General features: G+C 65.6%; 10 protein-coding genes. 6 read left to right on the plus strand and 4 right to left on the minus strand.

Annotated features, from left to right (window positions below):
* Positions 1 to 8 precede the first annotated feature (8 nt).
* The 3 genes from N7573_RS02305 to N7573_RS02315 all read right to left on the minus strand — a co-directional run bounded on the left by N7573_RS02305 (position 9) and on the right by N7573_RS02315 (position 4,724).
* Positions 9 to 1,598: an MASE1 domain-containing protein gene (locus tag N7573_RS02305; RefSeq protein ID WP_121504083.1), complete on the minus strand. Its 1,590-nt coding sequence runs from the start codon at positions 1,596 to 1,598 to the stop codon at positions 9 to 11.
* Positions 1,599 to 1,789: 191 nt separating this feature from the next.
* Positions 1,790 to 3,397, minus strand: a complete 1,608-nt coding sequence (locus N7573_RS02310; RefSeq protein WP_279912636.1) for an MASE1 domain-containing protein — start codon at positions 3,395 to 3,397, stop codon at positions 1,790 to 1,792.
* 49 nt (positions 3,398 to 3,446) lie between these two features.
* On the minus strand, positions 3,447 to 4,724 hold the full coding sequence (locus N7573_RS02315) for an FAD-binding oxidoreductase (protein WP_279912637.1): 1,278 nt from the start codon (positions 4,722 to 4,724) through the stop codon (positions 3,447 to 3,449).
* A gap of 161 nt (positions 4,725 to 4,885) precedes the next feature.
* On the opposite strand from N7573_RS02315, the gene N7573_RS02320 reads away from it, so the two are divergent.
* The 3 genes from N7573_RS02320 (at position 4,886) to N7573_RS02330 (ending at position 8,242) form a co-directional block, all read left to right on the plus strand.
* Positions 4,886 to 5,647 carry a gamma-glutamyl-gamma-aminobutyrate hydrolase family protein gene (locus tag N7573_RS02320; protein ID WP_032127879.1) on the plus strand — a complete coding sequence of 254 codons (762 nt, stop codon included), beginning with the start codon at positions 4,886 to 4,888 and terminating at the stop codon, positions 5,645 to 5,647.
* Positions 5,644 to 7,041 carry a glutamine synthetase family protein gene (locus N7573_RS02325; RefSeq protein WP_032127878.1) on the plus strand — a complete coding sequence of 466 codons (1,398 nt, stop codon included), beginning with the start codon at positions 5,644 to 5,646 and terminating at the stop codon, positions 7,039 to 7,041. Before N7573_RS02320 ends, N7573_RS02325 begins: the two co-directional genes overlap by 4 nt.
* 91 nt (positions 7,042 to 7,132) lie before the next feature.
* Complete coding sequence (locus N7573_RS02330) at positions 7,133 to 8,242, plus strand: polyamine ABC transporter substrate-binding protein (protein ID WP_032127877.1); 1,110 nt, start codon at positions 7,133 to 7,135, stop codon at positions 8,240 to 8,242.
* Between the two features lie 39 nt (positions 8,243 to 8,281).
* Here N7573_RS02330 and N7573_RS02335 read toward each other — a convergent pair whose 3' ends face one another.
* Positions 8,282 to 9,682 (minus strand): NAD(P)-binding domain-containing protein, encoded by a 1,401-nt coding sequence (locus N7573_RS02335; protein WP_279912638.1) that lies wholly within the window; start codon positions 9,680 to 9,682, stop codon positions 8,282 to 8,284.
* 273 nt (positions 9,683 to 9,955) lie between these two features.
* On the opposite strand from N7573_RS02335, the gene potA reads away from it, so the two are divergent.
* The 3 genes from potA to N7573_RS02350 are packed head-to-tail and all read left to right on the plus strand — an operon-like array spanning position 9,956 to position 12,860.
* Positions 9,956 to 11,092, plus strand: a complete 1,137-nt coding sequence (gene potA, locus N7573_RS02340) for a polyamine ABC transporter ATP-binding protein (RefSeq protein ID WP_279912639.1) — start codon at positions 9,956 to 9,958, stop codon at positions 11,090 to 11,092.
* Positions 11,089 to 12,021 carry an ABC transporter permease subunit gene (locus N7573_RS02345; protein WP_049399899.1) on the plus strand — a complete coding sequence of 311 codons (933 nt, stop codon included), beginning with the start codon at positions 11,089 to 11,091 and terminating at the stop codon, positions 12,019 to 12,021. Before potA ends, N7573_RS02345 begins: the two co-directional genes overlap by 4 nt.
* On the plus strand, positions 12,018 to 12,860 hold the full coding sequence (locus N7573_RS02350) for an ABC transporter permease subunit (RefSeq protein WP_008267688.1): 843 nt from the start codon (positions 12,018 to 12,020) through the stop codon (positions 12,858 to 12,860). Before N7573_RS02345 ends, N7573_RS02350 begins: the two co-directional genes overlap by 4 nt.
* Positions 12,861 to 12,903 lie beyond the last annotated feature (43 nt).

Below are 12,903 nucleotides of genomic sequence, written 5' to 3' on the forward strand. Positions count from 1 at the left end.
GCCTGCGATCACTGGCGCGCGGGCGTCTCGCAAATGTCGTTTCGCTTGTATGGAAGTGTTCCGCGCTCGGCCTCGCCTGCAGTGTCCAGCAACACCATGGTGATGCGGTGGCCCCGGCATTGCACGCGTCCGGAATAGGCGTGCACGCGTGCAGAGAGTCGATCAATGGCGCTTTCCATGGTTCGCGAGGCGAGTGTGCGATGTCGGTCCAGCAGCGCGACCCTCAGCACGATACCGTGCATGCCTCTATAGCGACCGCAGCGAGCACTGATCTGGATCTGGCCGGATTCGTCCTTCAGGAAAAGGGATACCGCTTCGGCAAAGGTGCGATACGCGGCAAGCTGCAGGCCCATGCTCAGCTGGCATGGATCCCCGCCAAGTATCGGACGGACGATGCGATGGCTGGCGTTCCAGGTTTCGCTGAGTCCCCCGGCACGCAAGGCGACATAGAGGCCTGCATGCTCGAGCTCCGTGGGATAGACCATACTGGTCAGTTCACGGAATCGTCGTGAGCGTTGCGAGAAGGTGCGGAGCAGATCAGACGCAGGAACTTCATGGCCATCGGCCTTGAGTTGTTGCACGGTCTCTCCCAGAGCCTCTTCGATGTCATCTGCAATCTGGCGCAGGCCCAGCGCGCGTTCGCGCAGGTCCTGCTCGTTGGCAAGATGCGCCGAGCGCGAGAGTGCATTGACCCGCGATGCTGACATCGCTACAGGTGTGCGCTGATTGTAATGATGGGTGATGCGCGGTCCCAGCGCGATAAGCGCTGTACTAGTGATGGCAATGATCTGCTGGGTGAAGAAAGTGGTCTCGTCGAATGACCCGGGCAGACCCGTGGTTGGCATGGTCTGGCTGAGGATGATGTTCATCAGCGGAACACCCACAGCGGCTCCTCGCCAACCGTGCATGCAAGTCAGTGCGATGACTGGCAGCACCAGCAACAACTGCAGCGTTGCTCGTGCCGAGTGATCCTCCGTGCTGACCTGGAGCAGCAGGGCGCCCAGCATGCCCAGCGAAGTGAGGGCTGCGATGGTCGGTCGGCGTCGCCAGGTCGTCCAGTCATAGCCGCTGTGTCGGCGTATCCAGAGCAGCGCCAGGGGCGCGACCGTAAGGATTGCAATGTAGTCGCTGAGCACGTAGAGCATCGCGTTCGTGTAGAACGGCATGCTCGGTGGAACTGGCCACAGCATGTGAATCAGACCGAGCTTGAGAGCAGTGGCCATCAGCGCAGCGGATGCCGCGATCGAAAGCAACCAGCTTTCGGTGGTGGAAGCAATCAGCTTGTGATGAAGATGAACGATCAGCGCCACTGCAGGTATGAGGCATGCGGATCCGAAAATGACCCAGGCCATTCCGTAATCTTCAATCATCGGATAGCGCATGTGGGCGAAGTAGGCATACTCGCCAAGGACCAGATAGGCCCACATTCGCTTCGGGGTCAGCAAGAGCGCCGCAACACGGATTCCAGCCGGAAGGAAGAACTGATCGACGGAAAGGTGCCAGGTGGTCCAGCACGCGACAGCGTAAAGTACCGCCAGCGCAAGGCCTGCCGGGCGGATACGGAAACTCAGCTCAAACCCATTTCTCAGCCACTTCAAACGCAAGCCTCCCCTGCTCGTCGAACACTATCGCTGTCCAGTCGATACATGACGCACTCCCTTCAGCGCGACAGTATCGATAGATTCAGATGGGCGCAATCTCACCCTTCCATCCGTGATGCGGACATACGAAAAGGAGACTTGGAGAATGTCACGACAACGTTGTGATATTCATCGCATTTTTCGCCGGGCTACCAAGAGTGGGGGGCTGTCCCGGGCGGCTGCAGACTGGCAGGTACACCGGTTCCCCAGATCGAGGCCTCTTCGCCCTGTGATGCATCGGCTGCTTCTACCAGCATCAACCTGATTCTCCTACGGCCACAATGCAGTGCACCACGATAGGCGGTTATTCGAGCAGATAATTGGGACGTTGCAAGATCGAGGGTTGCCGTTGACAGCGTCTGATGCGGATCCATCGCCGCAACCACAACGAGGATGCCGCGGTGACCGGCACGTTGCCCGCAGCGGGCCCGGACCATGAGCTGGCCTTTCTCGCTGCCCAGGAGGATCGAAACCGCTTCGACGATCGAGCGATAGGCTGCCAGCTGCAAACCGGGGCTGAGCTGACACGGGTCACCCATCAACCTGGGTTGCCCGATTCGATGCGTGGCATTCCACGCCTCACGCACTCCACCCGCCTGCAAGGCCACGTACAAGCCCAGCCGTTCCAGGGCGGCGGGATAGATCATGCTGGCCTGGGCCCGGAACAGGCGTGAATGCACCTCCGAGGTATGCCGCAGGCTGTCTGCGACAGCGTGATGGCCCTGTGCATGCAGCCAGTTCACCATTTCGTTCAGCGACAGGTCCATGCCATCGCCCAGCTGGCGCAGATGGGCCGCGCGCTCACGGAGGTCCATCTCGCTGGCCAGATGTGAATTCCGCGCAAGCTGCAGGGCCGCTCTGCCATCTTCCTCGCGCAACCGGTGCTGGTTCTGGAAGTGGGTGATGCGCGCGCCCAGCAACAGCAGGGCGATGCTGGCGATGGCCATGGCCTGCTGGGTAGCGAAGGTAGCCGGGTCGAATGCCGTCGGATGGTCGGCGGGGGTGCTGAGGCCAAGAATCATGTTCACGGCGGCGACACCGATGGCCGCACCGCGCCATCCCAGCAGGCAGGTCAGGGCGATCGCGGGAATAGGCAGGATCAACAACAACTGCAGCGAGCCAGGGGCGGTGATCGAGGGAGGTACCGGCGTCGCCTGCAGGCCAATGACCAGCATGGCTCCGAGGGCTCCGACGGTGGCCGCAACAGACCGGATCGTCCATTGTTCCTCGGCGCGGCGGATCCACAGCAGTGCCAGAGGTGCCAGGATCAGGATGCCGGTGAAGTCGCCCAGCGCATAGCGCAACACGTTGGTGATGAATGATGCGTTCTGCAACGGCTCCCAGAGCAGGTACGAGATTCCCAGGTTGAGCAGGCTGATGACCGTCGCGGCGCATACCGCAATGGAGATCACGCCGAGGATCGTGGTGCGCGCAAGCAGCTTCCGGTGCAGGCGCACGATCAGCATCACGGCGGGCATCAGGAACACCGAGGCCAGGATCACCCAGGTCAGGTTGTATTTGCTGATCAGGGGGATGCGCAGATGCGCGAAGTAGGCGTACTCACCAATCAGCAGGTAGGGCCAAAGACGGGGCGGGCACAACAGCAATGCGGCCACCCGCACGCCGGCAGGCAGGAAGAACTGGTCCAGTGACAGCTTGCGCGCACCCCAGCAGGCGAGGGCATAGAGCAGCGCCAGCGCCAGCCCTTCGGGGCTGACCCGTATCCTCACCAGCAGGCCGTCTTTCCACCACTGCATCCACGTGCTCCCCAGCTCCTGCGCCGATTATGTGGCTGGGAAGGCCCCGCTACCACAACGCATCCCGCAGCTTGTACCACGACATCGCCGCCACCAGCAGCGGCGTGCGCAGCAGCCGGCCACCGGGGAAGGGCGCATGCCGCAGGCGCTGGAACACGTCCAGACGCTCGCTCTGGCCGGCAATGGCGGCGGCGATCACCTCGCCGGCCAGCCCGGCGGCGGCCACCCCATGGCCGGAGAACCCCTGCGCGAAGTACAGGTTGCCGTCCAGCCGGCCCCAGTGCGGGGCGCGGTTGCGGGTGATGTCCACATAACCGCCCCAGACCTGGTCCAGGGCCACGTCGGCCAGCTGCGGGAACACCTGGTGCATGCGCCGCTGCATAACCCCACGCAGGCCCGGCGGTGGCAGCGCCGAATAACTGGCGCGGCCGCCGAACAGCAGCCGGTGGTCGTGGCTGAGGCGGAAGTAGTCCAGTGCCCATGCGGTGTCGGCCACGGCCATGTTGTTGCCGATCAGGGCCCGGGCGCGTTCAGCACCCAGCGGCTGGCTGGCGCCGATATAGGTGCCCACCGGCATGATCCGCCGTTCCAGCTCGGGCAGCAGGCCCTGCAGCCAGGCGTTGCCGGCCACCACCAGATGCGCAGCGCGCACACTGCCCTGAGCGGTATGCAGGGAAGGCTGTGGTCCGCGCTGCACGTGGGTCACCGCGGAGTTCTCGTGGATCACCACGCCGGCCGCGCGCGCCGCATCGGCCAGGCCGCGTGCATACGCCAGCGGTTGCAGGTGCGCGCTGAGCGGATCGAACATCGCGGCGCGGTAGCGCGGGCTGTCCAGCTGTGCGCGCAGGGCATCACGGTCCCACCATTGCATCGGGTAGTCGTAGTGGCGCTGCAGGTGCTCGCAGTTGGCCAGAAGTTCACGCTCATGCCGTTCGCGGATGGCGACGCTGGCATGGCCTTCCACCCAATGGCAGTCGATGCCGTGGCGATCGATGCGGGTGCGCATCGCCTGCACCGCGTCACGCGACCAGTCGAACAGGTGGCGCGCATCGTCGCGGCCGAGCTGGCGCTCCAGCTCGTCCACCTCGCAGCCATAGCCCACCAGCGCCTGGCCACCGTTGCGACCGGACGCGCCCCAACCGATCCGCTGCGCGTCCAGCACCACCACGCGCTGGCCACGCGTAGCCAGTTCCAGTGCTGCGGTCAGGCCGGTGTAGCCCGCGCCAAGCACTGCGACATCGGCCTGCACATTCCCCTGCAGCGAGGGCAGTGCGGGCGGCTCGGGCAAGCTGGCGGCGTACCAGCTGAGCGGGAAGGCGGCGCTCATCGCAGGCCTTTCGGGCGCAGTACGGACGGGCGGAGCGGGGGAGGGCGATCAGCGTTCACGCGCTTAGTTTCGCCGATGCGTGACGGCCATGGTGTGACGGCGACGACTTGCCGCGTTCGCCGGGCGACGGGTAACGTGTCGGCACGCCAAGGAGTTTTCCCATGCGCCGCCTGCCCTGGGTGGGCCTGCCCACCGACAGCACCGTGCTCGGCCATCACCGCTTCGCGGTGGCCGGCGAGAAGTACGTGCGCGCGCTGGCCGAGGCTGCCGAAGTGACCCCGGTTGTATTGCCGAGCCTGCAGCCTCCTTTGCCGGCTGGCGAATGGCTGCAGGGGCTCGATGGCCTGCTGTTGACCGGCGCGGTCAGCAACATCGAACCGCAGCACTACGAGGGCGGCCGCAGCTGGCCAGGCAATCCGCACGACCCGGCCCGCGATGCCAATGCCTTCGGGCTGCTGCGCGAAGCGCTGGCGTTGGACCTGCCGGTGCTGGCGATCTGCCGCGGCTTCCAGGAGCTGAACGTCGCGCTGGGTGGCAACCTGCATCCGCAGGTGCACGCGGTGCCTGGTCTGGCCGACCATCGCGAAGACCCGCAGGCGCCGGTGGAGGTGCAGTACGGGCCGGCCCACACGGTCACCCTGGCCGCTGATGGCTGGTTGGCGCGGTGGAGCGGCAGTGGCCGGACGCAGGTCAATTCGGTACACGGGCAGGGTATCGCTCGTCTGGCGCAGGGGCTGCAGGTCGAAGCCGTGGCCGATGATGGCCTGGTCGAGGCGGCACGCAGCCTGCACCATGATTTCGTGCTCGGCGTACAGTGGCACCCGGAGTGGCGTGTCATGGATTCGCCGTTCTATCACGCTATTTTCCGTGCGTTCGGCCAAGCTTGCCGGCAGCACCAACAGAACCGACTGGATTCCCGATGAGTTCCCGAACGCGCCCGCGCAAGACGGCTACGCCCCCCGCACCGCAGGAAAGCAGTCTGCTGCGTTGGCTGAAGGAGCGGCGCATCACCGAGGTCGAGTGCCTGGTGCCGGACATCACCGGCAACGCGCGCGGCAAGATCATTCCGGCTGACAAGTTCTCGCACGACTACGGCACGCGGCTGCCCGAGGGCATCTTCGCCACCACCGTCACCGGCGAATTCCCTGACGATTACTACGACCTGACCTCGCCGTCGGACTCGGACATGATGCTGCGCCCCGATCCGGACACCGTACGCATGGTGCCGTGGGCGGCCGATGCCACCGCGCAGATCATCCACGATTGCTACACCAAGAGCGGTGAGCCGCACGAGCTGGCACCGCGCAACGTGCTGCGCCGCGTGCTGGCGGCCTACGCCGAGCTGGGCCTGCGCCCGGTGGTGGCGCCGGAGCTGGAGTTCTTCCTGGTGCAGAAGAACACCGACCCGGACTTCCCGCTGCTGCCACCGGCCGGCCGCTCCGGGCGTCCGGAAACCGCGCGGCAGTCGTACTCGATCGATGCGGTCAACGAATTCGACCCGATCCTCGACCTGATGTACGACTACGCCGATGCGATGAAGCTGGACGTGGACACGCTGATCCACGAGTCCGGCGCGGCACAGCTGGAGGTCAACTTCACCCACGCCGATGCGATGGACCTGGCCGACCAGGTATTCCTGTTCAAGCGCACCATGCGCGAGGCGGCGATGCGCCACGGGGTGTATGCCACGTTCCTGGCCAAGCCGATGGAAAACGAGCCGGGCAGTGCCATGCACATCCACCAGAGCCTGGTGCGGGTGAGCGATGGCAGCAATGTGTTCGCCGGTGAGACCCATGCCGAAGGCGAGTTCAGCCCGGTGTTCGGCCACTACCTGGGCGGCCTGCAGAAGTACGTGCCGCAGGCGATGGCCTTCTTTGCGCCGAACGTGAATTCCTATCGCCGGCTGGTGTTCGGCGAGGTCTCGCCGAGCAACGTGCACTGGGGCTATGACAACCGCACCTGCGGGCTGCGCGTGCCGCTGGACACGCCGGAGAACATGCGCGTGGAAAGCCGTTTCGCCGGGTCTGACGCCAATCCCTATCTGGCGATGGCGGCGACCCTGGCCTGCGGCCTGCTGGGCATCCGCGAGCGGCTGGCACCGGATGCGCCGGTGACCGGCAGCGCCAAGGAACTGGGCTACAACCTGCCGCGCTCGCTGGGCGAAGCGCTGGACGGGCTGGAGCAGTGCAGCGAGCTGCAGGCGCTGCTGGGCGAGCGCTTCTGCCGCGCCTACATCTCGGTCAAGCGCAAGGAATATGAGACCTTCTTCCGCGTCATCAGCTCGTGGGAGCGCGAGTTCCTGCTGCTGAACGTCTGAGCATCTGGAATAGAAAAATCCGCCGCCGGGGGGTAGGCTGGCACCCGTCGCCGGCCCCGCCGGCCCCCCTTCCCGCATTCTGGAGCACCCGATGAAGCTGCGTATCCTCACGCTCGGCCTGGCCTCCGCCATGCTCGCCGCCTGCAGCGGTGGCAACGGCGGCGCGCAGGACAGCCAGGTCCTGAACGTCTACAACTACAGCGATTACATCGCCGAGGACACCATCCCGACCTTCGAGAAGGAGAGCGGCATCAAGGTGACCTACGATGTGTTCGACAGTGATGAGATGGTCGAGACCAAGCTGCTGGCCGGCAACAGCGGCTACGACGTGGTGGTGCCGACCCTGAACTTCTTCGGCCGCCAGATCCAGGCCGGCGTGTTCCTGCCGCTGGACAAGAGCAAGATCCCGAACCTGGCCAACCTCGATCCGGCGGTGATGAAGCGCATCGCCACCCAGGACCCGGGCAACCAGTACGGCGTGCCGTACATGATCGGCACCACCGGCATCGGCTACAACGTGGAGATGCTGAAGCAGCGCTTCGGCGGCAGCACCGACATCGCCAACAGCTGGGACCTGGTGTTCAAGCCGGAGAACATCAGCAAGATGAAGGACTGCGGCGTGACCATCCTGGACACGCCGGCGGACATGATTCCGATCGCGCTGCATTACCTGGGCCTGGACCCGCACAGCGGTGACCCGGCCGAGCTGCAGAAGGCGGCCGACCTGCTGAAGTCGATCCGCCCGTACGTGCAGAACTTCCACTCCTCGCAGTACGTGGGTTCGCTGGCCAATGGCGGCACCTGCCTGGTGGTGGGCTGGTCGGGTGACATCATCCAGGCCCGCGACCGCGCCGAGGAAGCCAGCAATGGCGTGCACGTGGCCTACTCGATCCCGAAGGAAGGCGCCCCGCAGTGGTTCGACATGCTGGCGATCCCGAAGGATGCCAAGCATCCGGAAGCCGCGTACGCGTTCATCAACTACCTGCTGCAGCCGAAGGTTGCCGCGGCCAACACCAACTTCATCCACTACGCCAACCCGGTGCCGACCGCCACCCCGCTGGTGGATGAGGCGATCCGTACCGACCCGACCATCTACCCGCCGGCCGACGTGGCCGACAAGATGTTCACCTATTCGATCAACACGCCGGAAACCGACAAGCTCTACACCCGGCTGTGGACCGAGGTGAAGACCGGCCGTTAAGCCGGTCTGGCGCCGCCGGGCCATGCCCGGCGGATTGCTTCATCCTTGGCCGGGCGCGGTACTGCCGCCCTGGTCAAGGTGCCGCAGGATCGCCGGCAACAGGTCACGTGCATCGCGACCGCCGTTGCACAGGAACGACGAACTCATCCGCTGCAGGTTGTGCATGCCGATGAAGAACAGCCCCGGATGCGGTGAAACGCCGAACTCGCCGAGCGGATAGCCATGTGCGTCCAGCACGCCCTGCACGTCCAGCCATGGCCATTCGGCGACGAAGCCGGTGGCCAGCACCACCGAACGGATGCCTGCGGCCTGCAGATCCAGTTCACGCGGGGCGGCGTCCGGCTCCCAATGCAGATAGACCTCTTCGGGAATGTAGCGGGCATCGTCGGTGCGCGGTTCGGGCCGCGTGGCGTAGTACGCGCTGGCCAGCGAATCGAGATAGGCATATTCGGTCCGTGTCGCCTCGATCGCGGTGCGCAGCTGCGGGCGCACATCGGCGAAGCGGGCGACATTTCCATCGAAGCCCTGCAACCGGCCCAGCAGCCTGATGCCCGCGCGGTGCATCGCCAGCAGGCTGATCGAGCTGCCCAGGCCGGCACGCCCCTTGCCGGAAATCAGCGGGAATTCGGCGGTACGGGCCTTGCGCAGCGCATCCGGTTCTCCGGCCAGGACGGCGGCCGCTTCACTCACATGCTGGTGGATACGCCCGGCCATGTCCCACCAGGTCATCGAGTCCTTGCCGCGCAGCCGGCGGGTATGCGAATGCCGCTGGGCCAGTGACCAGTGCACGCTGCGACCGCTGTCGCGCAGGTCCTGGGCGATCTGCGCGCCGGACTGGCCACCGCCAATGACCAGCACGCCGCCGTCGGGCAGCTGGCGGGGGCTGCGGTAGTCGCCGGAGTGCAGCACCGTCAGACCCGGCGCGGGCGCGAAGGGGACCCGGGGCATCCGCGCGCGGCGGTATTCACCGGTAGCGACCACAACCGCCCCAGCCCGGATCAATCCGTGGCTGGTTTCGATGGCATAGCCGCCCAATTCGGGCGTGACCCGCTGAACCGCACAACCTTCGCTGATCGGCAACGAACGTTCGTCGGCATAGTCGCGCAGCCGCCGGATCACCTCGGGGGCCCCCATGAAACCTTCCGGGTCGTCGCCCGCATAGGCATGGCCGTGCAGGGCCATCGTCGCGTTGGCGGTGTTGGTCTGGAATGAATCCCAGCGCCGCTGCCAGCTGGCGCCCACGGTTTCGGCCTCCAGCACGCGATGCTCGACGCCGGCTTCCTGCAGGAGCGCGCTGAGGGACAGCCCGGCCTGGCCGGCGCCGATGATGACCAGCGGCAGCGTTGCAGGCAGGGAGCCCGGCAGGCGGGGCGGGAAACGGGAGGGGCTGTCCGGGGAAGTCACCAGGGTGGGTCCATGCAAGGGCTTGATCCGGGCCATTGCGCGGGGAATGCCCCGGGCCTTCAACAGATCCGGTTCTGAAAAACGTTGCAGATCGAGGCGTCGCCTGTGGTGTCTGGCCGGGACGACCGCAGGGTCGTCCAGGGGAGCCCGGGCCTTTGCGCGGACAGGCCACCATGGCGGGGGAAAACCGACACTCCTAGGGCCCCCGGGGCTGGCCAGCGGCCGCTTCCGCCTGCCGCCGTCATATCCCCTGGGCCCCCCGGCCGTTAGAATGGCGGCCGCTGTCCACCGCCCGCTCCCGGAGCCCCCATGCCCGTTGAAGCCCAGCCGGTAGCCACCGTCGTCGACACGACCGGTGTGCCCGGCTATCTCTCCATTCGTGACCTGCGCAAGGAATTCGACGGTTTCGTCGCCGTTGACGACGTCAATCTGGACGTGCGCAAGGGCGAGATCTTTGCCCTGCTCGGTGGCTCCGGCAGTGGCAAATCGACCCTGCTGCGCTGCCTGGGCGGCTTCGAGACGCCCACCAAGGGCAGCATCACCCTCGATGGTCAGCGCCTGGACGCGCTGCCGCCGTACCAGCGGCCGGTCAACATGATGTTCCAGTCCTATGCGCTGTTCCCGCACATGACGGTCGAGCAGAACATCGCTTTCGGCCTGAAGCAGGATGGCCTGGGCAAGGATGCGATCAGCAAGCGCGTGGGCGAGATGCTGGAGCTGGTGCAGATGGGGCACCTGGGCAAGCGCAAGCCGCACCAGCTGTCCGGCGGCCAGCAGCAGCGCGTGGCGCTGGCGCGGTCGCTGGCCAAAGGGCCGAAGCTGCTGTTGCTGGACGAGCCGATGGGCGCGCTGGACAAGAAACTGCGCTCGCAGATGCAGCTGGAACTGGTCAGCATCATCGAATCGTCGGGTGTGACCTGCGTGATGGTTACCCACGATCAGGAAGAAGCGATGACCATGGCCACCCGCATCGCGGTGATGGATGCCGGCTGGATCCAGCAGGTCGGCAAGCCGGACGAGGTCTACGAGCAGCCGGCCAACCGCTTCGTCGCCGAGTTCATCGGTTCGGTCAACCTGTTCGACGGGGTGATCGACGAGGACCTTCCCGAGTACGTGACCGTGCGCTCGCCGCTGTTCCCGGCGCCGATCTACATCGCCCATGGCATCACCGGCTATGAAGGGCAGCCGGTCGCGTTCGCGCTGCGCCCGGAGAAGGTGATGATCGGCAAGGACGAGCCGGAAGGGCACACCAACAAGGCGCAGGGCGTGATCGAGGACATTGCCTACTTCGGCAGCCACTCGGTGTACCACGTGCGCCTGCCCAGCGGTGCCAAGGTACTGGCCAACTTCGCCAACTCGCAGCGCTGGGCCAGTGATGGCCTCACCTGGGGCGACGAGGTGTGGGTGCACTGGCGCGACAACGACGGCGTGGTGCTGACCTCATGAGCGTCGCCGGCCTGAAGCGCTGGTTGCCGGGGCTGCGTGCCACGGTGATCGGCATTCCGTATCTGTGGCTGCTGCTGTTCTTCGCAGTGCCGTTCCTGATCGTGCTGATGATCAGCTTCTCGCTCAGCCGGGTCGGCTCGCCGCCGTACACCTGGCTGCTGCAGTACGCCGATGGCGGCTTCTCGCTGAAGCTGAACCTGGAAAACTACCTGGCGCTGTTCCGCGATTCGATCTATGCGCAGGCGTTCCTGAGCTCGATCAAGATCGCGGCGATCTCGACCTTCCTGACCCTGCTGATCGGCTACCCGATGGCCTACGCCATCGCCCGCCTGTCGCCGGCCGCGCGCAACGTGGCGATGATGCTGGTGGTGCTGCCGTCGTGGACCTCGTTCCTGATCCGCGTGTATGCATGGAAGGCGATCCTGGACCGCAACGGCCTGCTCGACCAGTTCCTGCAGTTCACCGGCCTGCAGACGCTGATGACGTCGATGGGCCTGCCGAAACTGCAGTTGATCGACACCCCGACCGCCGCCTATATCGGCATCGTCTACTGCTATCTGCCGTTCATGGTGCTGCCGCTGTACGCCAATCTGGTCAAGCATGACCACCGCCTGCTGGAAGCCGCCTACGACCTTGGTGCCAAGCCGTGGCAGGCGTTCCTGCGCATCACCCTGCCGTTGTCCAAGGCGGGCATCATCGCCGGCTGCATGCTGGTGATGATTCCGGCCATTGGTGAATTCGTGATCCCGGAAATGCTGGGTGGCTCGGAGACGCTGATGGTGGGCCGCCAGCTGTGGAACGAGTTCTTCAACAACCGCAACTGGCCGGGCGCCTCGGCGATGGCGGTGGCGATGATCCTGTTGCTGCTGGTGCCGATCCTGCTGTTCAACCGTTCCCAGCAGCGCCTGCTGGAAGGGAAGCAGGCATGAGCCCGCGTAGCGCAAAGGGCCTCGGGCTGGGCGTGCTGCTGCTCGGCTTCGCCTTCCTGTACCTGCCGATCCTGTTGTTGATGTTCTATTCGTTCAACAGCTCGCGGTTGGCGATGGTCTGGGCCGGGTTCTCCACCCGCGCCTACAGCGACCTGTTCGCCGACCGCGCGCTGATGGATGCGATGTGGACCAGCCTGGTGGTGGCGTTCTGGACCGCCTGTACCGCCACCGTGCTGGGCACGCTGGCGGCGATGGTGATGACGCGCTTCAAGCGCTTCCGTGGCAAGCCGCTGTTCGGCGCACTGGTGACCGCGCCGCTGGTGATGCCGGATGTGATCCTCGGCTTCTCGCTGATGGCGCTGCTGGCCTCGATGGGTGCGATTCCCGGCTTCCCGGCGCGTGGCCTGACCACCATCTGGATCGCCCACGTCACCTTCACCCTGTGCTTCGTCACCGTGGTGGTGTCCTCGCGCCTGCAGGAAATGGACCTGTCGCTGGAGGAAGCGGCGATGGACCTGGGCGCGAGCCGGCTGACCGTGTTCGGGCGCATCACCCTGCCGATCATCGCGCCGGCGCTGGTGGCCGGTTGGCTGCTGGCGTTCACCCTGTCGCTGGATGACGTGGTGGTGGCCAGCTTCGTCGCCACGCCGGGCTCGACCACGCTGCCGATGAAGGTGTTCGCCTCGGTGCGCATGGGCATCAGCCCGAAGATCAATGCACTGGCCACGCTGCTGGTGTCGGCGGTATCGATCGCCGCCGTGATCGGCTGGTACATCAACGCGCGTGCCGAGAAACGGCGCCAGCGCGACCTGCAGCTGGCACGCCAGGACAACGGCTGAGCACACGGTCTGTCGACAGCGTCGGCAACATCCGGCTCACGGC

Source organism: Stenotrophomonas sp. GD04054, from assembly GCF_029836955.1.
GTDB classification, from domain to species: domain Bacteria; phylum Pseudomonadota; class Gammaproteobacteria; order Xanthomonadales; family Xanthomonadaceae; genus Stenotrophomonas; species Stenotrophomonas maltophilia_A.

What these genes read in the sequence shown, in the direction of transcription:
- N7573_RS02310 (WP_279912636.1), bottom strand. Translation starts at nt 3,397, where the DNA reads ATGCAGTGGTGGAAAGACGGCCTGCTGGTGAGGATACGGGTCAGCCCC.
- N7573_RS02315 (WP_279912637.1), bottom strand. Translation starts at nt 4,724, where the DNA reads ATGAGCGCCGCCTTCCCGCTCAGCTGGTACGCCGCCAGCTTGCCCGAG.
- N7573_RS02320 (WP_032127879.1), top strand. Translation starts at nt 4,886, where the DNA reads ATGCGCCGCCTGCCCTGGGTGGGCCTGCCCACCGACAGCACCGTGCTC.
- N7573_RS02325 (WP_032127878.1), top strand. Translation starts at nt 5,644, where the DNA reads ATGAGTTCCCGAACGCGCCCGCGCAAGACGGCTACGCCCCCCGCACCG.
- N7573_RS02330 (WP_032127877.1), top strand. Translation starts at nt 7,133, where the DNA reads ATGAAGCTGCGTATCCTCACGCTCGGCCTGGCCTCCGCCATGCTCGCC.
- N7573_RS02335 (WP_279912638.1), bottom strand. Translation starts at nt 9,682, where the DNA reads ATGGCCCGGATCAAGCCCTTGCATGGACCCACCCTGGTGACTTCCCCG.
- potA (WP_279912639.1), top strand. Translation starts at nt 9,956, where the DNA reads ATGCCCGTTGAAGCCCAGCCGGTAGCCACCGTCGTCGACACGACCGGT.
- N7573_RS02345 (WP_049399899.1), top strand. Translation starts at nt 11,089, where the DNA reads ATGAGCGTCGCCGGCCTGAAGCGCTGGTTGCCGGGGCTGCGTGCCACG.
- N7573_RS02350 (WP_008267688.1), top strand. Translation starts at nt 12,018, where the DNA reads ATGAGCCCGCGTAGCGCAAAGGGCCTCGGGCTGGGCGTGCTGCTGCTC.